The organism is Stenotrophomonas sp. YJH_SMC_73, assembly GCF_059370155.1.
This window is the reverse complement of record NZ_JCAFTJ010000002.1, coordinates 224,041-244,301: the sequence shown is the minus strand read 5'-3', so window position 1 is coordinate 244,301 and position 20,261 is coordinate 224,041. Positions and strand designations below refer to the sequence as shown.

21 protein-coding genes are annotated in these 20,261 nt (G+C 69.1%); 6 read left to right on the top strand and 15 right to left on the bottom strand.

Annotated elements, in window-relative coordinates:
• Nucleotides 1-87: 87 nt before the first annotated feature.
• Together cydD and cydC are read left to right on the top strand one after the other, a co-directional pair.
• Complete coding sequence (gene cydD / locus AC5P8R_RS04350; protein WP_014647772.1) at nt 88-1,833, top strand: thiol reductant ABC exporter subunit CydD; 1,746 nt, start codon at nt 88-90, stop codon at nt 1,831-1,833.
• A complete protein-coding gene (cydC, locus tag AC5P8R_RS04345; RefSeq protein WP_014647771.1) occupies nt 1,830-3,509 on the top strand; it encodes a thiol reductant ABC exporter subunit CydC in 1,680 nt (559 codons plus the stop codon). Before cydD ends, cydC begins: the two co-directional genes overlap by 4 nt.
• A 112-nt stretch (nt 3,510-3,621) precedes the next feature.
• Here cydC and AC5P8R_RS04340 read toward each other — a convergent pair whose 3' ends face one another.
• The 11 genes from AC5P8R_RS04340 to ccmA form a co-directional block, all read right to left on the bottom strand.
• Nucleotides 3,622-3,966 (bottom strand): DUF1294 domain-containing protein, encoded by a 345-nt coding sequence (locus AC5P8R_RS04340; RefSeq protein WP_180834973.1) that lies wholly within the window; start codon nt 3,964-3,966, stop codon nt 3,622-3,624.
• Nucleotides 3,967-5,079, bottom strand: a complete 1,113-nt coding sequence (metX, locus tag AC5P8R_RS04335; protein ID WP_014647769.1) for a homoserine O-acetyltransferase MetX — start codon at nt 5,077-5,079, stop codon at nt 3,967-3,969.
• A gap of 180 nt (nt 5,080-5,259) precedes the next feature.
• The gene (locus AC5P8R_RS04330; RefSeq protein WP_014647768.1) at nt 5,260-6,249 is read right to left on the bottom strand and encodes a tetratricopeptide repeat protein; all 990 of its coding nucleotides are present in this window, start codon (nt 6,247-6,249) and stop codon (nt 5,260-5,262) included.
• Complete coding sequence (locus tag AC5P8R_RS04325; RefSeq protein WP_495223028.1) at nt 6,243-6,692, bottom strand: cytochrome c-type biogenesis protein; 450 nt, start codon at nt 6,690-6,692, stop codon at nt 6,243-6,245. Before AC5P8R_RS04325 ends, AC5P8R_RS04330 begins: the two co-directional genes overlap by 7 nt.
• A gap of 4 nt (nt 6,693-6,696) precedes the next feature.
• The gene (locus AC5P8R_RS04320; RefSeq protein ID WP_014647766.1) at nt 6,697-7,314 is read right to left on the bottom strand and encodes a DsbE family thiol:disulfide interchange protein; all 618 of its coding nucleotides are present in this window, start codon (nt 7,312-7,314) and stop codon (nt 6,697-6,699) included.
• Between the two features lie 8 nt (nt 7,315-7,322).
• Nucleotides 7,323-9,242: a heme lyase CcmF/NrfE family subunit gene (locus tag AC5P8R_RS04315; protein ID WP_180834975.1), complete on the bottom strand. Its 1,920-nt coding sequence runs from the start codon at nt 9,240-9,242 to the stop codon at nt 7,323-7,325.
• Nucleotides 9,243-9,704, bottom strand: a complete 462-nt coding sequence (ccmE, locus tag AC5P8R_RS04310; RefSeq protein ID WP_262087995.1) for a cytochrome c maturation protein CcmE — start codon at nt 9,702-9,704, stop codon at nt 9,243-9,245. It lies immediately after the preceding gene.
• Complete coding sequence (ccmD, locus tag AC5P8R_RS04305; RefSeq protein ID WP_005410342.1) at nt 9,701-9,889, bottom strand: heme exporter protein CcmD; 189 nt, start codon at nt 9,887-9,889, stop codon at nt 9,701-9,703. The genes ccmE and ccmD overlap by 4 nt, the downstream gene beginning before the upstream one ends.
• Nucleotides 9,886-10,656 (bottom strand): heme ABC transporter permease CcmC, encoded by a 771-nt coding sequence (gene ccmC, locus AC5P8R_RS04300; RefSeq protein ID WP_032960090.1) that lies wholly within the window; start codon nt 10,654-10,656, stop codon nt 9,886-9,888. Before ccmC ends, ccmD begins: the two co-directional genes overlap by 4 nt.
• 43 nt (nt 10,657-10,699) lie before the next feature.
• Nucleotides 10,700-11,395 carry a heme exporter protein CcmB gene (gene ccmB / locus AC5P8R_RS04295; RefSeq protein ID WP_014647762.1) on the bottom strand — a complete coding sequence of 232 codons (696 nt, stop codon included), beginning with the start codon at nt 11,393-11,395 and terminating at the stop codon, nt 10,700-10,702.
• Nucleotides 11,392-12,021, bottom strand: a complete 630-nt coding sequence (gene ccmA, locus AC5P8R_RS04290; RefSeq protein WP_014037834.1) for a heme ABC exporter ATP-binding protein CcmA — start codon at nt 12,019-12,021, stop codon at nt 11,392-11,394. The genes ccmB and ccmA overlap by 4 nt, the downstream gene beginning before the upstream one ends.
• Before the next feature lie 179 nt (nt 12,022-12,200).
• On the opposite strand from ccmA, the gene AC5P8R_RS04285 reads away from it, so the two are divergent.
• The 3 genes from AC5P8R_RS04285 to AC5P8R_RS04275 all read left to right on the top strand — a co-directional run bounded on the left by AC5P8R_RS04285 (nt 12,201) and on the right by AC5P8R_RS04275 (nt 14,716).
• Nucleotides 12,201-13,349, top strand: coding sequence for a pyridoxal phosphate-dependent aminotransferase (locus tag AC5P8R_RS04285; protein ID WP_032960092.1), 1,149 nt, complete (start codon nt 12,201-12,203; stop codon nt 13,347-13,349).
• A 14-nt stretch (nt 13,350-13,363) separates the two neighbouring features.
• Nucleotides 13,364-14,170: an amidohydrolase gene (locus AC5P8R_RS04280; protein WP_495223027.1), complete on the top strand. Its 807-nt coding sequence runs from the start codon at nt 13,364-13,366 to the stop codon at nt 14,168-14,170.
• A 111-nt stretch (nt 14,171-14,281) separates the two neighbouring features.
• The gene (locus AC5P8R_RS04275) at nt 14,282-14,716 is read left to right on the top strand and encodes a hypothetical protein (protein WP_014037831.1); all 435 of its coding nucleotides are present in this window, start codon (nt 14,282-14,284) and stop codon (nt 14,714-14,716) included.
• Here the strand turns inward: AC5P8R_RS04275 and AC5P8R_RS04270 are convergent.
• On the bottom strand, nt 14,703-15,833 hold the full coding sequence (locus AC5P8R_RS04270) for an MFS transporter (RefSeq protein WP_495223026.1): 1,131 nt from the start codon (nt 15,831-15,833) through the stop codon (nt 14,703-14,705). The genes AC5P8R_RS04275 and AC5P8R_RS04270 overlap by 14 nt on opposite strands.
• A 90-nt stretch (nt 15,834-15,923) precedes the next feature.
• On the opposite strand from AC5P8R_RS04270, the gene AC5P8R_RS04265 reads away from it, so the two are divergent.
• A complete protein-coding gene (locus tag AC5P8R_RS04265) occupies nt 15,924-16,712 on the top strand; it encodes an AraC family transcriptional regulator (protein WP_495223025.1) in 789 nt (262 codons plus the stop codon).
• A gap of 115 nt (nt 16,713-16,827) precedes the next feature.
• On the opposite strand, the gene AC5P8R_RS04260 is transcribed toward AC5P8R_RS04265, so the two are convergent.
• From AC5P8R_RS04260 to AC5P8R_RS04250, 3 genes are read right to left on the bottom strand one after another with little or no spacing between them, the layout of a single operon-like run.
• Nucleotides 16,828-18,465 carry a pseudouridine synthase gene (locus AC5P8R_RS04260; RefSeq protein WP_053495348.1) on the bottom strand — a complete coding sequence of 546 codons (1,638 nt, stop codon included), beginning with the start codon at nt 18,463-18,465 and terminating at the stop codon, nt 16,828-16,830.
• A complete protein-coding gene (scpB, locus tag AC5P8R_RS04255) occupies nt 18,458-19,333 on the bottom strand; it encodes an SMC-Scp complex subunit ScpB (protein WP_014647755.1) in 876 nt (291 codons plus the stop codon). The genes AC5P8R_RS04260 and scpB overlap by 8 nt, the downstream gene beginning before the upstream one ends.
• 13 nt (nt 19,334-19,346) lie before the next feature.
• Nucleotides 19,347-20,255, bottom strand: coding sequence for a segregation and condensation protein A (locus tag AC5P8R_RS04250; protein ID WP_014647754.1), 909 nt, complete (start codon nt 20,253-20,255; stop codon nt 19,347-19,349).
• Nucleotides 20,256-20,261 lie beyond the last annotated feature (6 nt).

Sequence of the window (20,261 nt, the reverse complement as noted above, 5' to 3'; positions counted from 1 at the left end):
TGATGAAGACTGCGACCGCCGGCCGCAGGGGCGGGCTATTGCCTGCGCCTACAATGCCGTGTCTCCCCCGCTGCCCGTGAAGACCTCTTGAGCGCTGCCGAAACGACCCCTGACGGCCTGTCCCCGGAAGCTGAAACCGCCCGCCAGCGGCGTGTGCGCACGGCCTGGCTGGCCGACCTGGCACGCTCCGCCCGGGGCCGCCAGCGCCTGGCCGCGCTGTGCATCAGCCTGTCCGGCGCGCTGTTGATCGGGCAGGCTGCCGCCATCGCCTGGCTGGTGCAGCAGGTGCTGGTGGAGCGCGTGCCGCTGGCCTCTGGCCTGCCGGTGCTGGCGGGATTGGCGGTGATCCTGGTGCTGCGCACCCTGCTGGGCAGCGCCACCCAGGCCGCCGCCGGTGACGTGGCCGACGCCGCCCGGCTGGCACTGCGCGAACGCGTGTTCGCGCGCCTGCTGGGCCAGGGCCCGCTCTGGCTGCGGCAGCGCCGCACCGGTGAACTGGGCGAACTGATGCTGCATCACGGTGATGCGATCGAGAGCTATTACAGCGGCTTCCTGCCGGTGCGCACCGAAGTGGTGGTGGTGCCGCTGCTGATCCTGGCCGCTGTCGCCTGGGTGGACTGGGTGGTGGCGCTGATCCTGCTGTTCACCGCGCCGCTGGTGCCGTTCTTCATGATGCTGGTGGGCTGGGGTGCTGAAGCCGCCGGGCGCGCGCAGCTGGGCGAGCTGGCGCGCATGAGCGGCCATTTCGCCGACCGCATCAAGGGCCTGGGCCTGCTGCGCCTGTATGGCCGCGGCGAAGCCGAACTGGCCGGCATCGAGGCCGCCGCCGAAGGCGTGCGCGTGCGCACCCTGAAGGTGCTGCGCATCGCCTTCCTGTCGTCCACCGTGCTGGAATTCTTCGCCTCGGTGAGCGTGGCGATGGTGGCGCTGTACCTGGGCCTGAGCTATCTGGGCATGATGTCGCTGCATGCAGCGGTGCCGACGCTGGGTGCGGGCCTGTTCTGCCTGCTGCTGGCGCCGGAGTTCTATGCGCCGCTGCGACGGCTGGCTGCGCACTACCATGATCGCGCCAATGCACTGGCCGCCGCCGCCGAAGTGGAGCGCCTGCTGCAGTCGCTGCCGGACGAGCAGGGCCTGATCGAGAACGAGGTTGCGCCGCTGGCGGTGGAGCCGGCCGAGGCCGCCTTGCCGCCACTGCAGGCGCAAGGACTGGTACTGCGCCCGTTGGGGGCGCCGCAGGATGTGCTGCGGGATCTGGACCTGCTGCTGGAGCCGGGCCAGCGCCTGGCCCTGGTCGGTCCCAGCGGATCCGGCAAAAGCACGCTGCTGGAGGCGCTGGCCGGTTGGTTGCCGCCGCGTGCCGGCAAGCTGCAGCTGCGCCCCGGCGTGCAGGTGGCCTATGCCAGCCAGCGACCGTACCTGTTCCATGGCAGCATCGCCGACAATCTGCGCCTGGCCGATCCCGCAGCCAGCGATGCGCGCCTGCGCGCGGTGGCCGAGGCTTCGCAGGTCCTGCAGTTTGCCCAGCGCCTGCCGCAGGGGCTGGACACGGTGATCGGCGAACGCGGCTTCGGCCTGTCCGGTGGTGAAGCCCGCCGCATTGGCCTGGCCCGCCTGCTGCTGCGTGACCCGCAGGTGCTGCTGCTGGACGAACCCACCGCGTTCCTCGATGCCGATACCGAGGCGGCGCTGCTGCGCAGCCTGGCCGCGTATGCGCGCGGGCGCAGCGTAGTGGTCGCCACCCACAGCCCGGCGGTGATCGCCTGGGCCGATCGTTGCCTGCTGTTGCCGGAAGGCCGCCTGGTCGAGCCGGCACAGGCGGTGCGCGCATGAGCCGTTCGCCTGATTCGCTGCGCGCGATATTCCTGCGCCACCGGCCGCGCCTGTTGCTGACCCTGCTGCTGCTGTGGACCACGATGCTGGCCGGCACGGCGCTGCTGGGCCTGTCCGGTGGTTTCCTCACGGCGGCCGCGCTGGCCGGTGCGGCCGGCCTCGGCCAGGGCTTCAATTTCTTCTCACCCTCGGCCGGCATCCGTGGCCTGACCATGGCGCGCATCGTGTCGCGCTACTTCGAAAAGCTGGTCGGCCACGATGCCACGCTGCGCATTGCCCGCGACCTGCGCGTGTGGTTCTTCCGCCGCGCGCTGCCACTGGCGCCGGCACGATTGGGCGCCACGCGCACCGGCGAGCTGCTGGCGCGGCTGCTGGGGGACATCGGCGAAGTGGATGGGCTGCTGGTGCGTGCGATCGGGCCGCTGGTGGCGCTGGGCGCGCTGTCGCTGGTGGCGGTTGCCTCGGCAGCGCTGATCCTGCCCTCGGCGGCGGTACTGCTGGCGGTGCTGGCGCTGCTGATCGCCTTCGGCGTGCCGTGGCTGGGCGTGCGTGGCCATGACGACGAAGAGGCCGATCGTGCCGCGCACCGCGCGGCGTTGCGCACCGCTGCATTCGAAGGTCTGGAGGGGGCCGGTGACCTGGCCGCGCTGCATGCCGATGCGGCTTGGCAGCTGAAGGTACGCGTGGCCGCCAAGCAGCTGGCCTCGCGTGATCGTCGTCGGCGTTGGCGCCTGATCGCGGCCTCGACCCTGCACGGCCTGGTGGCGGGGCTGGGCCTGGTGGCGATGCTGGCGTTGGCCCTGCACGCCGCCGAACAGCAGCACATCGCGCCGGAAATGGCCGCGGGCCTCGTCTTCCTGACCGTGGCGCTGATCGAACTTTGGGCCGGCATGGGCCTGGCCTGGCAGTCGCTGCAGTCCGGGCGCATTGCTGCTGACCGCCTGCAGGCCATCGTCGAACAACCGCCGACGGTGGAGGATCCGCAGACGCCGCAGCCGGTACCCCAGGCGGCGCGCGTGCATTGGGATGACGTGCACTTCCAGTGGCCAGGTGCCGCGCGGCCGGTGTTGTCCGGCCTGCAGCTGACCCTGGCGCCGGGAGAACGCATCGCGATCCGTGGCGACAGCGGCAGCGGCAAGACCACGCTGTCCAGCCTGCTGCTGCGGTTGTGGGATCCGCAACAGGGGCGAATCACCTATGGCGGACGCGACCTGCGCGACGTCGCCCAGGCCGAGTGGCACCGCCAGCTGGCCTGGCTTCCGCAGAACGCACCGGTGTTTGCCGGTACCGTGGCCGAGAACCTGCGGCTGGGGGATTCCGACGCCCGTGATGCCGCGTTGTGGGCGGTCCTGCGTCGCGTGCGCCTGGGCGACTGGGCCGAGCACAACGGTGGCCTGCAGGCCTGGGTCGGCGAGAACGGTGCGACGATGTCGGCCGGCCAGGCGCGGCGGTTGGCACTGGCGCGCGCGCTGCTGCGCAATGCGCCGATCCTGCTGCTGGACGAACCCACCGAAGGCCTGGACGTGGATACCGCACGTGCGCTGTTGCAGGACCTTTCCGGGTTGCTGGACGGGCGCAGCCTGCTGATGATCACCCACGACGACCTGCCCGAAGGCGTGGTCGATGCGCAGTACCGGTTGCGCGATGGGGTGTTGGAGCGCGAAGTGCTTCGGTAGATGCCGACCTTGGTCGGCACATCCACGCATGGCGTGGATCTACTGTAGAGCCGAGCCCATGCTCGGCTCCGGAAGCAAGCCAGCCGAGCATGGGCTCGGCTCTACAGGCCGGTCAATGGGAGAACTCGCGCAGCATCACCGCGATCGAGGCCACGTTGGCCAGCACGCACAGCCAGAACATCCACTGGAATGCGGCTTTGCGATGCTTGTGGCGGAACAGCGCCTGGCCCAGCAGCGCGCCGGGCCAGCCTCCGGCGAAGGCCAGCAGCTGCAGGGTGCGCTCGGGAATGCGCCATCGCTTTCGCTGCGCCGCGCGCTTGTCATGGCCATAGAGGCCGAACGACACCGCACTGGCCAGCAGGCACCAGCCACCCAGCCACAACGGCAGCACACCGCTGATCATCAAGGCGGTCAGCGCGCCGAAGGCGGCCAGCGCGAGGTTACGCCGCCACGCCACTTACAGCGCGTCGAGGAAGCCGCGCACGGCTGGGCCGAAACGCTCGAAATCGACGAGGAAGGCATCATGGCCCTGTGGCGATTCCAGCCCGATGAAGCGCGCATCGGCACCGCCGGCACGCAGGCCGTCGGCGACCTGTTGCTGCTGCTGCACCGGGAACAGGATGTCGGTGTTGGCGCCGATGGCCAGTGCCTTCTCCACCCGGATCTTCGCCAGCCCGGCCAGCACGTCGCCGTCGGCGTACTCGGCCAGGTCGAACCAGTCCATCGAGCGGCTCAGGTACAGGTAGCAGTTGGGATCGAAGAAGCGCACGAAGCGCCGTGCGTGGCCTTCCAGATAGCTTTCCACCTGGAATTCCAGCCCGAACGGATCGTCGTCGGCCTGGTCCGAATCCAGCCGCACGCGGCCGAAGCGGCCATCCCATTCCAGTGCCGAGCGGTAGGTGATCACGCCCAGCTTGCGCGCCATGCGCATGCCGGACTCGGGGTACTCGGCATCGTCGTAGTGGCCGCCATTCCAGCGCGGGTCGAGACGGATCGCCTCGCGCTGCAGCGAGCGGATCGCGATCGAGAACGGCAGCGCCTGCGCACTGCCGGAAATGTTGACGTGGCTGCGCGCGATGCCCGGGTGCAGCATCAGCACGGCCAGCGCGGTCATCCCGCCCATGGAATTGCCGACCACGCAGGCCAGCTGCGCGATGCCCAGCGCACGCACGACTTCGATCGCGGCGCGAGCGCCGTCTTCGATCGACAGCTCGGGGAAGTCCAGGCGGTAGGGCTCAGCGCTGGCCGGGTTGATCGAGGCGGGGCCGGTCGATCCCTTGCAGCTGCCCAGCGAATTCACGCAGACCACGAACCAGCGGCGGGTATCGATGGGTTTGCCGGGGCCAACCATCGCTTCCCACCAGCCCGGCGCCGGATTGGCCTCGTTGGCCGCCGCATGCGCATCCGGCGACAGGCCGGTCACGATCAGGATCGCATTGCTGGCGTCAGCGGCCAGCGTTCCCCAGGTCTCGTAGGCCACGCGTGCGCCATGCAGGGCGCCACCGCGCTTGAACGGGAACGGCGAGGGCAGGGCGTGGAAGCGGGTGCCGGGCGGGATGAATTCGGTCATGCACGCATTCTAGCGGGGCCGCATGTGGAGCTGGCGACACGCTGGTTTCCATGGATGGATGGACGCGGACCGGACCGTCGCATCCACGCATGGCGTGGATCTACTGTAGAGCCGAGCCCATGCTCGGCTGCGGTTGAGTTGCCGGCGCCGGGCAGCCGAGCATGGGCTCGGCTCTACAGGTCAAGGGAAGCGCAGCTCCACAACACCGTCGTGGGGCAGGCTTACCTTCACCGGAACGCTCTGCAGGTCGTCCTCGCTGCGGTTGGCGCTGCCGCTGCGCGAGATGCGTGCCACCACTTCCACTTCGCGATGGGCCGACAGCGGTGCGGTCGGCATCGGGCTGTCACCGTCGCCCAGCCCGACCGTGTCCGGGAATCCGCTCAGCGGCAGCTTGCGAGCGGCCACCGGCATCGGCGGGCCGCCGACGGCACGGGCCAGCACGAACACCTGGGTGCTGGCTGGCCACTCGGCGTTCTTCAGTGCCGGCAGCTGCACGCGCACCTGCAGCAGCGCCGGTGGCGCCGCAGCGCCAGCATCGGGCGCCTGGCCAGCGGCCTCGCGCGCGAGGGCGATCTGTGCCTGCAGCGCCTGCGCGGCACCCGGCTCCAGTCGTGGCAGCAGGCCGCTCCACACATCCGCGGCCTCGGCGTTCTTTCCGCGCTGGCGCAGGGCGATGCCCAGCAGCCAGCTGGCGCGCTCGGCATCGGGAGCCTGTGCGCGCGCCTGCTGCAACCAGGCCATTGCGGTGTCATCGAACTGCTTGCCGGCATCAGCCTGCGCGCGCGCCTGCGCGGCTTCCACCAGCACGCCCGGATCATCCGGTGCCAATGCGGCGGCCCTCGCGAAGGCATCCGCCGCGGCTGCGGCGTTGCCCAGTTCGGCCTGCGACCGGCCCAGCAGCGCCCAGCCATCAGCCCGCTGCGGGTCGCGCTCCAGTGCGTCCTGCAGGGCCTGCACGCCATCGCGCAGGGAGGCTGCCGACGGCGTCGGCTGTACCTGTGCTGCACGCGGATCACCGATCAGCAAGTACAGGCAGGCACCGGCCACGCCCAGTGCGAACACGCCGACCACGAAACCGCGACGGCCGTGGTGGCGCAACGGCCACAGCACCAGTGCTGCCATCAGCGCAGCAACCAGACCGGCCAGCACCGGCAGCCAATGGTTCACCATTCGTCTCCTTCATCGGCCTTGCCGGCCGGCGCCGCGCCGACGGTGCGTCCACGTCGGCGGACGATGCCCAGCACCACCAGTGCACCGGCGCCGAGCACCAGCAGGGGGCCACCCCACAGCAGCCAGGTGCCCGGCTGCAACGGTGGTTGATAGAGCACGAACTCACCGTAGCGGGCGACCAGGAACTGCTTGATCTGTGCGTCGTCGTGGCCCTGCTGCATCAGCTGCAGCACCTCGCGGCGCAGGTCCTGGGCGATCTGCGCGTTGGAATCGGCCAGCGACTGGTTCTGGCACTGCACGCAGCGCAGCTGCGCGGCCAAGTCATGGAAGCGGCGTTCCTCGGCGTCATCGCGGAACTGCAGCGACTGCGGATGGTGCAGCGGCTGCTGGGCCAGCGCGGCCAGCGGCAGCGTCAGAAGCAGCAACGCCAGCAGCCAGCGCATGGGTTCAGGGCGCCGTATGCAGGGTGTTGCCGGCACTGCCCTGGGCCTTCTCGATCTTCTGCAGCGCCGGGATCAGCTTCTCGTCGACCACGCGCTGGGTCATCGCACCGCTGTACTTCCAGCGCACGATGCCGCTGCCATCGACAAGGAAGGTTTCCGGTGCGGCGGTCACGCCCCAGTCGATCGCGGTACGGCCCTCGACATCGCTGAGCACGACCATGAACGGGTTGCCCAGCTGTTCCAGCCAGTGCAACGCGTCGGTCGGGTCGTCCTTCCAGTTGTAGCCGATCACGCGCACACGCTTGCTTTCCGCGAAGCGGGTCAGCACCGGGTGTTCTTCGCGGCAGGCCGCGCACCAGCTGCCCCACACGTTCAGCAGGTAGGGCGCGCCGCGCAGGTCGTCGCTGTGCACGATCATTTCCGGGTCGTGCAGCACCGGCAGCGCGAATGCCGGCGCCGGTTTGTCGATCAGTGCCGACGGCAGTACGTCGCGCTGCGGATCGCCTGATTTCATCACCCCGTAGATCATCAGCCCGAGCAGGCCGAAGAAGAACAGCACGCCGATCACGATGGCTACCGGCGGCAGCGGGCGGGAGGGACGCGGGGTGGGGGACTCGGACATGGGAACTCCTACGGACGACGGAAACGGCGATCGGCGGCGGTGATGAATCCGCCCAGGGCCATCAACAGCGCGCCCAGCCAGATCCAGCGCACGTACGGCTTGATGTGCACCCGGACCGCCCATGCATTGTTGCCCAGCGGCTCGCCCAATGCCACGTAGACGTCACCATTGAAGCGTGCATCGATGCCGGCCTCGGTCATCACCTGGCCGCCGCTGGCGTACTGGCGCTTCTCCGGGTGCAGCAGGGCCAGCTCGCGGCCGTCGCGGAACACGCGCAGGTGGCCGCGGTCGGCGATGAAGTTGGGGCCTTCGCGATGGTCCACGCCTTCGAAGCGCACTTCGTGGCGACCGACCACCAGCTGCTGGCCTGGTGCCAGCGCCACTTCGCGCTGCACGTTCAGCGCCTCCACCAGCAGCGCGCCGGCCAGGAACACGGCAATGCCGGCGTGGGCGACGATCATGCCGAGCATTTCGGCGGTGAAGCGGCCATTGCCGCGCAGGCGCTGCCAGACGAAGCGTGCGGTGCCGAGCGCGACCCAGGCCGCAGCGGCCACGCCGATGCCGGCCTTCCACCCGTTCTGCGGCGCCTGCCACCAGGCCAGCGCGCCCAGCAGCAGCGCCAGGCCCAGCCACGGTGCCAGCAGCGCGAAGGCGCGCGAGGGCTGGTCACGCTGCCATTTCACCAGCGGGCCGAACGGCAGCAGCAGGATCATCGGCGCCATCAGCAGCAGGAACAGGCTGCCGAAGTAGGGCGGGCCGACCGAGATCTTGCCCAGCGACAGCGCATCGGCCAGCAGCGGGTACAGCGTGCCGAGCAGTACCATCGCACAGGCGGTGGCCAGCAGCAGGTTGTTGGCCAGCAGCAGGGTCTCGCGCGAGGTGGCGGTGAAGCCACGGCGTGGGTCCTCGGCATCCACGCTCAGCTGGCTGGCACGCAGCGCGTACAGCAACAGGCTGCCACCGACCAGCACCGACAGGAAGACCAGGATGAACAGGCCGCGCGAAGGATCGGCAGCGAAGGAGTGCACGCTGGTCAGTACGCCGGAGCGCACCAGGAACGTGCCCAGCAGCGACAGCGCGAAGGCGGCGATCGCCAACAGCAGGGTCCAGCTGCCGAAGGTGCCGCGCTTTTCAGTGACGGCCTGCGAATGGATCAATGCCGCACCGACCAGCCATGGCATGAAGCTGGCGTTCTCCACCGGGTCCCAGAACCACCAGCCGCCCCAGCCTAGCTCGTAATAGGCCCACCAGCTGCCCAGCGCGATGCCCAGGGTCAAAAAGCCCCAGGCGACGTTGGTCCATGGCCGCGTCCAGCGCAGCCAGCGTGCGTCGACGCGGCCTTCCAGCAGTGCGGCAACCGCGAAGGCGAACGGCACCGCAAAGCCGACATAGCCCAGGTACAGCATGGGCGGATGGATGATCAGCCCCGGGTCCTGCAGCAGCGGATTGAGGTCGCGGCCTTCCAGCGGTGCCGGGTTCAGGCGCAGGAACGGGTTGGAGGTGAAGATCAGGAAGGCGAGGAAGCCGACGCTGACCACGCCCATCACCGCCAGCACGCGCGCCTGCACCGGTGCGGGCAAGTGCCGCGAGAACAGCGCCACCGCGCCGGTCCACAGCGCCAGCACCAGCGCCCACATCAGCAGCGAGCCCTCGTGCGCGCCCCAGACCGCCGAGTAGCGGTAGACCATCGGCAGCAGCGAATTGGAGTTCTCGGCCACGTAGCGCACCGAGAAGTCCTGCTGCACGAACGCGGCGGTCAGTACCGCGAACGCGCCGGCGACCAGCAGCAGCTGCGCGAACGCGGCAGGTCGTGCCACCGCCATCCACGCCGTATTGTTGCGCTGCGCACCCACCAGCGGCAGGCCAGCCTGCAGCAGCGAGGCCAGCAACGCGCACAGCAGCAGGATCTGACCCAGTTCGGGCAGCACTCAGCGCACCTCGGGTGCCGACACCGGCACGTCGTGCTTGCGATGGGCGTCGCCCATCTTGTCGGCCACTTCCTTCGGCACGTACTTCTCATCGTGCTTGGCCAGCACCTCGTCGGCGACGAAGGTGCCGTCCTGCAGGCGGCCGCTGGCGACCACCGCCGTGCCTTCGGCGAACATGTCCGGCAGGATCCGCGACGTGGTCACCGCCAGCTGCGCGTCGCCGTCGGTCACCTCGAAGCGCGCCTCCAGCGAGCCGACCGGTCGGTTGAAGGAACCTTTCACCACCATGCCACCGAGGCGGAAGCGCGACTGTGCATCGACATCGCCGCGCAGCACTTCCGACGGCGTGTACAGGTAGGCGATGTTGCGCTCCAGTGCCATCGCCACCAGTGCGGTGGCCAGGCCGGAGGCGAGCAGGGCCAGCAGCACCCACACCAGGCGGCGGCGCTGTACCGGGGTCATCGTTCCAGCTCCGTCGACAACGGCGCCGCTGCGTCCTGCCTGCCGGCGCGGGTCTGCTGGCGCTGCTGGCGGGCCAGTGCCAGCCGGCGCGCCACGCGCAGGCGCAGCCACGAACCGATGGCATCGGCGCCGAGCACCAGCACGAACACCGCGTAGGCACCGATCACATAGGGCAGGTGGGTCATGGCTGGGCCTCCCGGGCCGGGCGTCCGGCATCGACGCGGCCGCCGACCCAGGCCTTGCCGGCCTCGCGGTCGAGATTGTCGGCGCGGGCCTTGGCCAGCACCGAACCGGCGAACCAGAACTTGGTGCCGATCACCATCCACCACAGCGGCGCGATCATCGCGCTGCTGATCGCCGATTCACCGAATACGTTGATCGACTGGCGCTGGTGCAGGCCGCCCCACCAGTCCACCGAGTAGCGGATCACCGGCAGCAGGCTGACACCGACGATGGCCAGCAGGCCGGCCGCACGTGCGGCGCTGCGGCGGTCCTCGATGGCGTGGTACAGGCCGATCACGCCCAGGTACAGGAACAGCAGCACCAGCTCGCTGGTCATGCGCGGGTCCCAGTCCCACCAGGTGCCCCAGGTGCCCTTGCCCCAGATGCTGCCGGTCAACAGGGTGATCAGGGTGAAGCCGGCACCCATCGGCGCGCAGGCCATGGCCAGGATCTCGCAGACCTTGATCCGCCAGACCAGTGCGATGGCCGCATACAACGCCATCAGCGCGAAGACGAACAGGCTCATCCAGGCACTGGGTACGTGGATGTAGAGGATGCGGAAGCTATCCAGCTGCTTGGCTTCCGGTGGCACCACCAGCAGCGCCTGCCACATGCCGACCAGCAGCACCGGCACCGCCGCGAGGTAGAACACCCGCGACCAGCGGGCAGCGAAACGGTCGAACGTGGGGGGCGAACCGAGTTGGTGGAACCAGCGGACAATCGGATTCATGCGTGGCGGCTATCCAGCAGGGGTGGATTGGCTCTCAGCTCGGTCAACTCAGAGAAATACGTATTGCAGCGGCAGTGGCCAGCGGCGCCAGCACCAGCGCGACCAGCAGGCCGGCGCCCAGCATCAGCAGCGCACCGACCGGATCCTGTCCGCGTCCGGCTGCCGCCAGGCTGCCTGCGCCGAACACCAGCACCGGCACGTACAGCGGCAACGACAGCAGCGCCACGAGAATACCAGAGCGTCGGATGCCTACGGTCAGCGCGGCGACCACGCCACCGATCAGGCTCAGCAACGGCGTGCCCAGCAGCAACGATGCCAGCAACATCGGCAGCTGGTCATGCGGCAGATGCAGCATTTCGGCCAGCAGCGGGCTGACCACGATCAGCGGCAGCGCAGTGGTGGCCCAATGCAGCAGCACGCGCACCAGCACCAGCCAGGCCAGCGGCACCGGCGCCAGCAGCCATTGTTCCAGCGAGCCATCCTCGGCGTCGGAGCGGAACAGCGAATCCAGCGACAGCTGTCCGGCCAGCAGCACGGCCAGCCACAGCACTGCACCGGCGGTGGCGGCCAACAGCTGTGGTTCGCGGCCCTGGGCCAGGGCGAACAGCACCACCACCAGCACCGCGAACAGCAGCGGTTGCAGCGCATCGCCGCGGCGGCGCCAGAGCAGGCGCAGGTCGCGCCTGAGCAGGGCGCCTGCGGTCTGCCACAGGCCCGGTTCGGTGCCCGGCGCGATCACGCGGCACCGCCGAGGTCGAGCTGGCGGGTGCGCACCGGCGGTGCGGCATAGGCACCGTGGGTGGTGACCAGCGCAGCGCCACCGGCGCGCAGGTGCGCCGAGATCATCCGGTTGACCAGGGTGATGCCCTCCAGGTCGAGGTTGGCATAGGGTTCGTCCAGCAGCCACAACGGCGCCGGCGACAGCCAGATGCGCGCCAGTGCCAGCCGCCGCTTCTGTCCGGCCGACAGATGCCGTACTAGGGTGTCCTCATAACCGGCCAGGCCGACGATGGCCAGCGCGTTGCCGGGCATCTGCCGCGCACGCCGTCCGTGCAGGCCGCACAGGAAATGCAGGTTTTCCAGCGTGCCGAGGTCCGGTTTCAGCGCTGGCAGGTGGCTGAGGTAGGCGACATAGCGCGCGCGCTCGGCATTGCTGGCCGGCTTGCCGTCGATCCGCACCTGGCCGGCACCGGGCCGGGCCAGGCCGGCCAGCACGCGCAGCAGGGTGGTCTTGCCGGCGCCATTGCCGCCCTGCACCAGCAGGGCTTCGCCGGCGTCCACATGGAAGTCCAGCGGGCCGAACACCGGCTCGTCATTGCGGGAGAAGCTCAGGCCGCTGGCAGCCAGCAATGCAGGGGTGTTCAAGGGGCAAAGGTCTTCATGCCGGAGTGCGGCGGCAATTGTAGCGGTGAATTCACAGGGTAGTGCCGGCCGCTGGCCGGCAATTTCGCCACCTGCCAGCCGAGGTTGCCGGCCGGCGGCCGGCGCTACCGACGCGCGGATTGCGTAAACTCGGATCCCTTGTTCCCCCACAGCCCAGGCCGATGCAACCCACCACCAAGCTGCCCAAGGTCGGTACCACGATCTTCACCGTGATGTCCCAGCTCGCCGCCGAACACGGCGCGGTCAACCTGGGCCAGGGTTTCCCGGACTTTTCGGCGCCGCAGCGCCTGATCGACGAGACCGCCAGGGCGATGGCCGCCGGGCTGAACCAGTACCCGCCGATGACCGGCGTGGCGCCGCTGCGCCAGGCCATCGCACAGAAGGTGCTGGACTGCTACGGCGCGCAGGTCGATGCGGACAGCGAGATCACCGTCACCAGCGGTGGCACCGAGGCCATCTTCAACGCCATCCACGCCGTGGTGCGTGCCGGCGAGGAAGTGATCGTGCTGGACCCGGCGTATGACTGCTACGAACCGGCGATCGACCTGGCCGGTGCCAGGGCCGTACATGTGTCGCTGGATCCGCAGACGTTCGCGGTCGATTGGGACCGCGTGCGCGCAGCGATCACCCCGCGCACCCGCATGCTGATCGTCAACACCCCGCACAATCCGTCCGGCGCGATGCTGTCGGCGCAGGACATGCAGGCGCTGGCCGAACTGCTGCGCGGCACGCAGATCTACCTGATCTCCGATGAGGTGTACGAACACATCATCTACGACGGCCGTCGCCATGAATCGGCGCTGCGCTACCCGGAACTGCGCGAGCGCGCGTTCGTCATCTCCAGCTTCGGCAAGACCTACCACTGCACCGGCTGGAAGATCGGCTATGCGATCGCCCCGCCGGCGCTGACCGCCGAGTTCCGCAAGGTGCACCAGTACAACACCTTCACCAGCTTCGGCCCGGCGCAGCATGGCTTCGCCGCGATGATCCGCGACGAACCCGAACACCACCTGGAACTGGGCGCGTTCTACCAGGCCAAGCGCGACCGCTTCCGCGAGCAGCTGGCCGGTACCCGCCTGAAGGCGCTGCCGGTGCCGGGCGGCTACTTCCAGCTGGTCGACTATTCGGCGATCAGCGACCTGCCGGACCATGAGTTCGTGAAGTGGCTGACCATCGAGAAGGGCGTCACCGCCATTCCGCTGTCGCCGTTCTATGAGACTCCGCCGGCCGGCCAGCGCCTGGTGCGCCTGTGCTTTGCCAAGAACGAAGCGACCATGGACGCGGCGATCGAACGCCTGCGCCTGCTGTGAGCGGAGACACGGACATGCAGGACCTGCGCATTTCCCTCGTCCAGGGCGACACCCGCTGGCATGACCCGGCCGGCAACCGCGCCTACTACGGTGCGTTGCTGGCACCGCTGGCCGGCAGTACCGACCTGGTGATCCTGCCGGAGACCTTCACCAGTGGCTTCTCCAACGACGCCATCGCCCAGGCCGAAGGCATGGACGGGCCGACCGTGGCCTGGGTGCGCGAACAGGCCAGGGTCTTGAACGCGGCAGTGATCGGCAGCGTGCAGCTGCGCGCGGGCGACGGCGTCTACAACCGCCTGCTGTTCGCAACGCCAGAGGGCGGCCTGCAGTACTACGACAAGCGCCACCTGTTCCGTTACGGCGGTGAGCACGAGCGCTATGCCGCCGGCCGTGAGCGCCTGAGCGTGGAATGGAAGGGCTGGCGGATCAATCCGCAGGTCTGCTACGACCTGCGTTTCCCGGTGTTCTGCCGCAACCGCTACAACGTCGAACGCCCGCAGCAGCTGGATTTCGACCTGCAGATCTTCGTCGCCAACTGGCCGTCGGCGCGCGCCTATGCATGGAAGACCCTGCTGCGTGCGCGTGCGATCGAGAACCTGTGCTTCGTGGCGGCGGTGAACCGCGTCGGCGTGGACGGCAACCAGCTGCACTACGCCGGCGACAGCGCGGTGATCGACTTCCTCGGCCAGCCGCAGGTGGAGATCCGCGAACGCGAACAGGTGGTGACCACCACCATTTCGGCCGAAGCACTGGCTGCACATCGCGCGCGTTTCCCGGCGATGCTCGATGCTGATGCCTTCCACCTGGACGAGCAGGCCTGAAACAGCACGACGGCGGCTGAATGCCTGCCACGCAGCGCGCGCGCCTGCATCCAGCGTGCACGCGCGCGCTGCTAGATTCGCCGGCAGTCCGACCGAACTGGAAGTCCTGCCATGAACAAGCCCTTCGCCCTGCTGCTGGCCCTGTCCGCTGCTACGCTGGCCCCGGCCGCGCACGCCGCCGGCAACCTCGATTGCCAGCTGCGCTACAACCTGTCCGGCTGGTCACTGATCTACAAGACCGCTTCCGGCAACGGCACGGTCAGCTGCAGCAACGGCACCAGCCTGCCGGTGCGTATCGAAGTGAAGGGCGGCGGCCTGACCGTGGGCAAGTCGAAGATCACCAATGGCCGTGGCAGCTTCACCGGCGCGGTCAGCGTCAACGAGCTGCTGGGCACCTACGCCTCGGTTGGCGCGCATGCGGGTGCCGTGAAGTCCAGCAACGCGCAGGTGATGACCAAGGGCGACATCTCGCTGGCCCTGTCCGGCACCGGCAAGGGCTGGGATCTGGGCGTGGACGGCGCCGCCTTCACCATCAGCCGGCGCTGAGCCGTGCCGGCCGCTGCAGCCACAATGCAAGCAGGCCGCACACGATGAGTGTCGGTGCCAGCAGTTGCAGTGCACCGACCACGGCCATCGCCACGCCGATCAACAGGTAGTAGAGCAGGCCGAACAGGGCGCCGGCGCTGCCCAGGCAGTGCGGGTATCCGCGCAGGGCCTGGCCCAGCACATTGGGAATGGCCAGGCCGAACCCGGCCACCACCGGCACCATCGCCGCGACCAGTGCCGGCTGATTGTGCAGCAAGGCAGCCAACAGCCCACCGGCCAGCACCAGCCCTGCGGCGAGCCGGATGCGCGTGGCGGAGGCAACGCCTGCGCGCAGCAGGCGAGCATTGCCCCATGCACCCAGCGCCGAGCCGAGCGCCAGCAGCGCGCCGCTGGCACCGAACCAGCCCAGCGGCCAGTGCAGGCGTTCAAACACGAACGGGCCCAGCGCGTACCAGCTGTACATCGCCACGTTGAACGCCATCACCAGCAGCGCCTGTGACCACATCCAGCGATCACGCAGCAGTTGCCACAACAGTGGCAGCAGGGGCGTGTGCGCGACTTCCGCAGGGCGGCTCTCGCGCAGGCCCGTTGCGCATCCGAGCAGCAGCAGGCTGACCATCAGCAGCAGGCCGGCCTGCACGCCGGCATAGCCATGGCTGTCCACCAGCAGCACACCCAGTGCCAGCCCGATCGCCGGGCTCAAGGCCAGCGCCATGCCGATCCACGAGAACGCCTGCGCCAACGCCGGACCCTTCAGGTGGTCGCGCAGTACGGTCTGGGTTACCACCGAGGCCGCCGCCGCACCCAGTGCGGCCAGTGCCTGCGCCAGCAGGACCTGGCCGAACGTGCTGGCCAGCAGGCCGCCGCAGGCGGCCAGTACGAACACGGCCAGGCCGCAGAGCAGGGCAGGGCGACGACCGACATGGTCGGCCAGCCGTCCCCATAGCAGGACACCGGCGGCAAAACCGAACAGGTACAGGCTCATGGCCTGGCTGGCGGCGCCGGGGGGCAGTGCGAAGCGCCCGGCGAGGTCGGCCAGGGCCGGGCTGTACAGAGTCTGCGCCAACTGGGGGAACATCAGCAGCGCGATGGTGAGCAACAACAGGCGACGCGACATGCGGGTGCTCCGCAAACAGGGCCGCGTATTGTGGTGGCCGGCGGAGTGGCGCACTCTGTCGGTCCGGCCAGGAAATGGATGAAATCGGACATGGCGTGGCTGCAACCGGATGCGCACTTCGATGCGGATGCCTGGAGCGCACCGGTGCTGGGCATCGCGTCGTCGCTGGCCGATCATGATTCGGGTTGGCACCAGCACGCGCGCGCGCAGTTGCTGTACACCCGGCGGGGCTGCACGCGGCTGACCTTCGGCGACCGCATCAGCCTGCTGCCGCCCTCGCGCGCGGCATGGATTCCCGGCGGCCTGCGCCATCGCGCACAGATGCGCCAGGCCGTGGACTACCGCTCGCTGTATTTCGATGCCACGTTGTCGGCACGGCTGCCGCAGCAGCCGGCGATCATCGGCGTCGGCCCCCTGCTGCAGGCATTGCTGGAACCGATCGCGCAGGCGCCGTTCGACCATGACTGGCGGGCGCCGCGCGCGCACCATCAATTGGCGTTGTGCGTGCTGGAGATCGCCGCCGCACCGGTGGCGCCGATGGACCTGCCGCTGCCACGCGATCCACGCATCGCGCGCTGCCTGCCGCTGGCCGAGCAGTTGCCGCCTGAACTGGGTGAGCTCGCTGCGCGTGCGGGCCTGAGCGTGCGCATGGTCGGCCGGTTGATGCAACGCGACACCGGCATGGGCTACCAGGCCTGGCGCCAGCAATGGCGCCTGATGCGCGCCATGGAGCTGCTGCTGCTTGGCCATCGCATCGGGCACGTTGCGCAGGACACTGGTTTTTCCGCCGAGAGTCCGTTCATCGCCTTTTTCCGCAGCATGACCGGTACCACGCCCGCCGCTTTCCAGCGCCACGCAAAAGGGGGCGGAGGGGATTAAGTCGCTTTCGCCCTTCGACGCACAGCGTGGCGAAAGCGACTTAATCCCCTCCGTCCCCTTTTCAAAGAAAAACCCCGGCCGGAGCCGGGGTTCTGCATTTCAACGTGGCTGCCGATCAGCCGCCGCGCGGGCCGCTGCGGCGCGGGCCGCCGGGACCGCGGTTGCCACCGGGGCCGCCCGGGCCTCGGTTGCCACCCGGACCACCGGGACCACGGTTACCACCCGGGCCACGGTGGTTGCCACCGCCCGGACCGCGACCGCCCGGACGGGCGCCGTGTGCCGGCTTCGGGCTGCCATACGGGTTGAAGCCCGGCGTGGCGTGGTCGGATGGGAAGCTCGGCGCGTTGCCCGGGTGACCGTACGGGTGCTTGTTGCCCTGGCCCTGCGAGCGGTTGCCCGCACCGGCCGGACGACCCTGGCCACCTGCGCCGCCACGGCCTTCACCACCGAAACCGCCACGGCCCTGGCCGCCACCGGCGCCTGCGCCCGGGCCCTTCGGCTTGCCGTACGGACGGCCCTGGCCGCCTGCACCCGGACCACGGGCACCGGGGCCGCGTGCGCCCGGGCCGGCGTTGCGATGGCCGCTCGGGCCGGTGCTCACGCCATCCGGCACGTACCAGGTGCGGAACGCGGCCGGATTGCCTTCCGGCAGCGAACGATCATTCTTCTGGGCGCGCTGCTTGAACGGCTTCTGCGACTGCTTGGCTGCCGCTTCACCGCTGACCGTCAGGCCGCCCTTGAAGCCGCCACCCTTGCCGCCGCGACCACGGCCGCGGTCTTCGCGGACGTTGTCGAAACGACGCAGCTCGCGGCCTTCGTCGGCGGTGTTGTGGCCGTTGACGTAGGCGTTGCCACGGCCACCTTCGCGCACGCGCACGGTGGTCTTGGCCGCGCGGCGCTGGCCGATCACCGGCTGCAGCGTCAGTGCCGACGGTGCGCCTTCTTCCAGCTTCAGCTGGGCGCGCAGGGCTTCAACCTGCGTGGTGCCCAGTTCCACCGAATGGCCACGGGCCAGTTCGCGCGGCAGGCTCACCTTGCCATAGCGGGTGCGCTTCAGGCGGCTGACCTGGCAGCCCTGCGACTCCCACAGCCGGCGCACTTCGCGGTTGCGGCCTTCCTTTACCACGACGCGGAACCAGTCGTGCGAATCGGTGCCGCCGATGCGTTCGATCTCATCGAACTTGGCCGGGCCGTCTTCCAGCGCGACGCCACGGGTGAGGCGGTCGACGATGGCGTCAGAGACCTTTTCCTCGCCTTCCGGCGCACGCACGCGCACCACGTACTCGCGCTCGACCTCGAACGACGGGTGCATCATGGCGTTGGCCAGCTCACCGTCGGTGGTGGCCAGCAGCAGGCCGGTGGTGTTGATGTCCAGGCGGCCGATGGCGATCCAGCGCGCGCCCTTCAGCGGCGGCAGCGACTCGAACACGGTCGGGCGGCCTTCCGGATCATCGCGGGTGGTCACTTCGCCTTCCGGCTTGTTGTAGACCAGCACGCGCGACGGCTCGGCCAGGGCGGTGGCGACGAAGCCGCGGCCATCCAGTTCGATCTTGTCGCCGCTCTTGACCGACATGCCGGTCTGCGCGACTTCACCGTTGACCTTGACCAGGCCTTCGGCGATGCGCTGTTCCAGCGCGCGGCGCGAGCCGAGGCCGGCCTGTGCGAGCACCTTGTGCAGGCGTTCTTCCAGCTTGAACTGTTCGGAGGTGGCTTCGCGCTTCAGCGAGAGCTTGTTACGGGGGGTGTCACTCATCAGTTTTGCTCCGGCCGACGGTTTCGAGGTCGGCCTCTGGTTCGGAATCGGCTTGGTCAACAGCCACGGTCGTCATCGCGACGGCGTTGTCTTCGCGTTCGTTCAGGGGCACCGCGCGCTCGCCCGGCGCGGAATCGGGGTGCCCATCATCGAGGGGCGAAGGTGCTTGCTCATCGGTGGCCGACGCAGGGGCTGCATCGGCGGAATCGGGGGTGTCACTGCCGGCCAGGCTGGCATCATCGTTCGCGGCAGCGCCATCGGCGCCGGCCGAGATGTCCGGACCCTCGGCACCGGCGACGGCCGGCGCATCGCGGTCCAGGGCAAGCTGCGGTTCCAGCTCGCCCAGGTCCTTCAGCTCCGACAGCGGCGGCAGTTCGTCCAGCCGCTTCAGCCCGAAGTAGTCCAGGAAGCCCTTGGTGGTGCCGAACAGCGCCGGTTTGCCGGGCACGTCGCGGTGGCCGACCACGCGGATCCACTCGCGTTCTTCCAGCGCCTGGATGATGTTGCTGCTGACCGCCACGCCGCGCACCTGTTCGATCTCGCCGCGGGTGATCGGCTGCCGGTAGGCGATCAGCGCCAGGGTTTCCAGGGTGGCACGGGTGTAGCGGGTCTTGCGTTCGGTCCACAGCCGGCTGATCCAGCCATGCACTTCGCCGGTGACCTGGTAGCGGAAGCCGGAGGCGACCTCGACCAGTTCCACGCCGCGGCCTTCGCAGGCCTCGCGCAGGCGTTCCAGCGCACGTTCGATGCTGCCCGGCGGTGCCGGTTCCTCTTCCGGGAACAGGTCCTTCAGCTGGGCCAGGGTGAGCGGCTGGCTGGAAGCCAGCAGGGCACCCTCGACAATGCGGTTGATCAGCGATTGATCCATCGGCAGTCAGCGCTCACTCGTCTGCATTGGCGTCGTCGTCGTTGTCGTCGAACTCGCTGCTGAACTGCAGCGGGGCATTGGTGTTGCCGGCCGCCAGCGACTTCACGTAGATCGGCGCCAGCGGTTCTTCCTGGACGATGTCCAGCAGCTGTTCCTTGGCCAGCTCCAGCACCGCCAGGAACGTGACCAGCACGCCCAGCTTGCCTTCTTCGGCGGTGAACAGCCCTTCAAAACGATAGAACTTGCCATCTTCCAGGCGTCCCAGCACTTCGCCCATGCGTTGCCGCACGCTCAGTGCCTCACGCTTGATGGCGTGGCCGCTGAACAGCTCGGCGCGCTTGAGCACGTCGTGCAGGGCCAGCAGCATTTCCTTCAGGTCCACCGGCGGCGGCAGCTTCACCGTGGCACGTTCGGGCATGAAGGCATGTGCCACGGTGGTATCGCGGTCCTGGCGGGGCAGGGCGTCGATGTTCTCGGCGGCCTGCTTGAAGCGTTCGTACTCCTGCAGCCGGCGCACCAGTTCGGCGCGCGGGTCGGCTTCATCGCCTTCCTCGCTGACCGGGCGCGGCAGCAGCATCCGCGACTTCACCTCGGCCAGGATCGCGGCCATCACCAGGTATTCGGCCGCCAGCTCGAAGCGCAGCTCGCGCATCACGGTGATGTACTCCACGTACTGCCGGGTGATCTCGGCAACGGGAATGTCCAGTACATCCAGGTTCTGGCGGCGGATCAGGTACAGCAGCAGGTCCAGCGGGCCTTCAAAGGCATCCAGGATGACTTCCAGCGCGTCCGGCGGGATGTACAGGTCCTGCGGAATCTGCAGGACCGGTTGCCCATGCACCACGGCCAGCGGCATTTCCTGCTGCTGGGGGGCGGGCGGCCGGGTTGGCGGGTTCGCGTCGAGCGCGAGTTCGGAAGTCATCTAATG

What these genes read in the sequence shown, in the direction of transcription:
- cydC (WP_014647771.1), top strand. Translation starts at nt 1,830, where the DNA reads ATGAGCCGTTCGCCTGATTCGCTGCGCGCGATATTCCTGCGCCACCGG.
- metX (WP_014647769.1), bottom strand. Translation starts at nt 5,079, where the DNA reads ATGACCGAATTCATCCCGCCCGGCACCCGCTTCCACGCCCTGCCCTCG.
- AC5P8R_RS04330 (WP_014647768.1), bottom strand. Translation starts at nt 6,249, where the DNA reads ATGGTGAACCATTGGCTGCCGGTGCTGGCCGGTCTGGTTGCTGCGCTG.
- AC5P8R_RS04325 (WP_495223028.1), bottom strand. Translation starts at nt 6,692, where the DNA reads ATGCGCTGGCTGCTGGCGTTGCTGCTTCTGACGCTGCCGCTGGCCGCG.
- AC5P8R_RS04320 (WP_014647766.1), bottom strand. Translation starts at nt 7,314, where the DNA reads ATGTCCGAGTCCCCCACCCCGCGTCCCTCCCGCCCGCTGCCGCCGGTA.
- ccmE (WP_262087995.1), bottom strand. Translation starts at nt 9,704, where the DNA reads ATGACCCCGGTACAGCGCCGCCGCCTGGTGTGGGTGCTGCTGGCCCTG.
- ccmD (WP_005410342.1), bottom strand. Translation starts at nt 9,889, where the DNA reads ATGACCCACCTGCCCTATGTGATCGGTGCCTACGCGGTGTTCGTGCTG.
- ccmC (WP_032960090.1), bottom strand. Translation starts at nt 10,656, where the DNA reads ATGAATCCGATTGTCCGCTGGTTCCACCAACTCGGTTCGCCCCCCACG.
- AC5P8R_RS04285 (WP_032960092.1), top strand. Translation starts at nt 12,201, where the DNA reads ATGCAACCCACCACCAAGCTGCCCAAGGTCGGTACCACGATCTTCACC.
- AC5P8R_RS04280 (WP_495223027.1), top strand. Translation starts at nt 13,364, where the DNA reads ATGCAGGACCTGCGCATTTCCCTCGTCCAGGGCGACACCCGCTGGCAT.
- AC5P8R_RS04275 (WP_014037831.1), top strand. Translation starts at nt 14,282, where the DNA reads ATGAACAAGCCCTTCGCCCTGCTGCTGGCCCTGTCCGCTGCTACGCTG.
- AC5P8R_RS04270 (WP_495223026.1), bottom strand. Translation starts at nt 15,833, where the DNA reads ATGTCGCGTCGCCTGTTGTTGCTCACCATCGCGCTGCTGATGTTCCCC.
- AC5P8R_RS04265 (WP_495223025.1), top strand. Translation starts at nt 15,924, where the DNA reads ATGGCGTGGCTGCAACCGGATGCGCACTTCGATGCGGATGCCTGGAGC.
- AC5P8R_RS04260 (WP_053495348.1), bottom strand. Translation starts at nt 18,465, where the DNA reads ATGAGTGACACCCCCCGTAACAAGCTCTCGCTGAAGCGCGAAGCCACC.
- scpB (WP_014647755.1), bottom strand. Translation starts at nt 19,333, where the DNA reads ATGGATCAATCGCTGATCAACCGCATTGTCGAGGGTGCCCTGCTGGCT.
- AC5P8R_RS04250 (WP_014647754.1), bottom strand. Translation starts at nt 20,255, where the DNA reads ATGACTTCCGAACTCGCGCTCGACGCGAACCCGCCAACCCGGCCGCCC.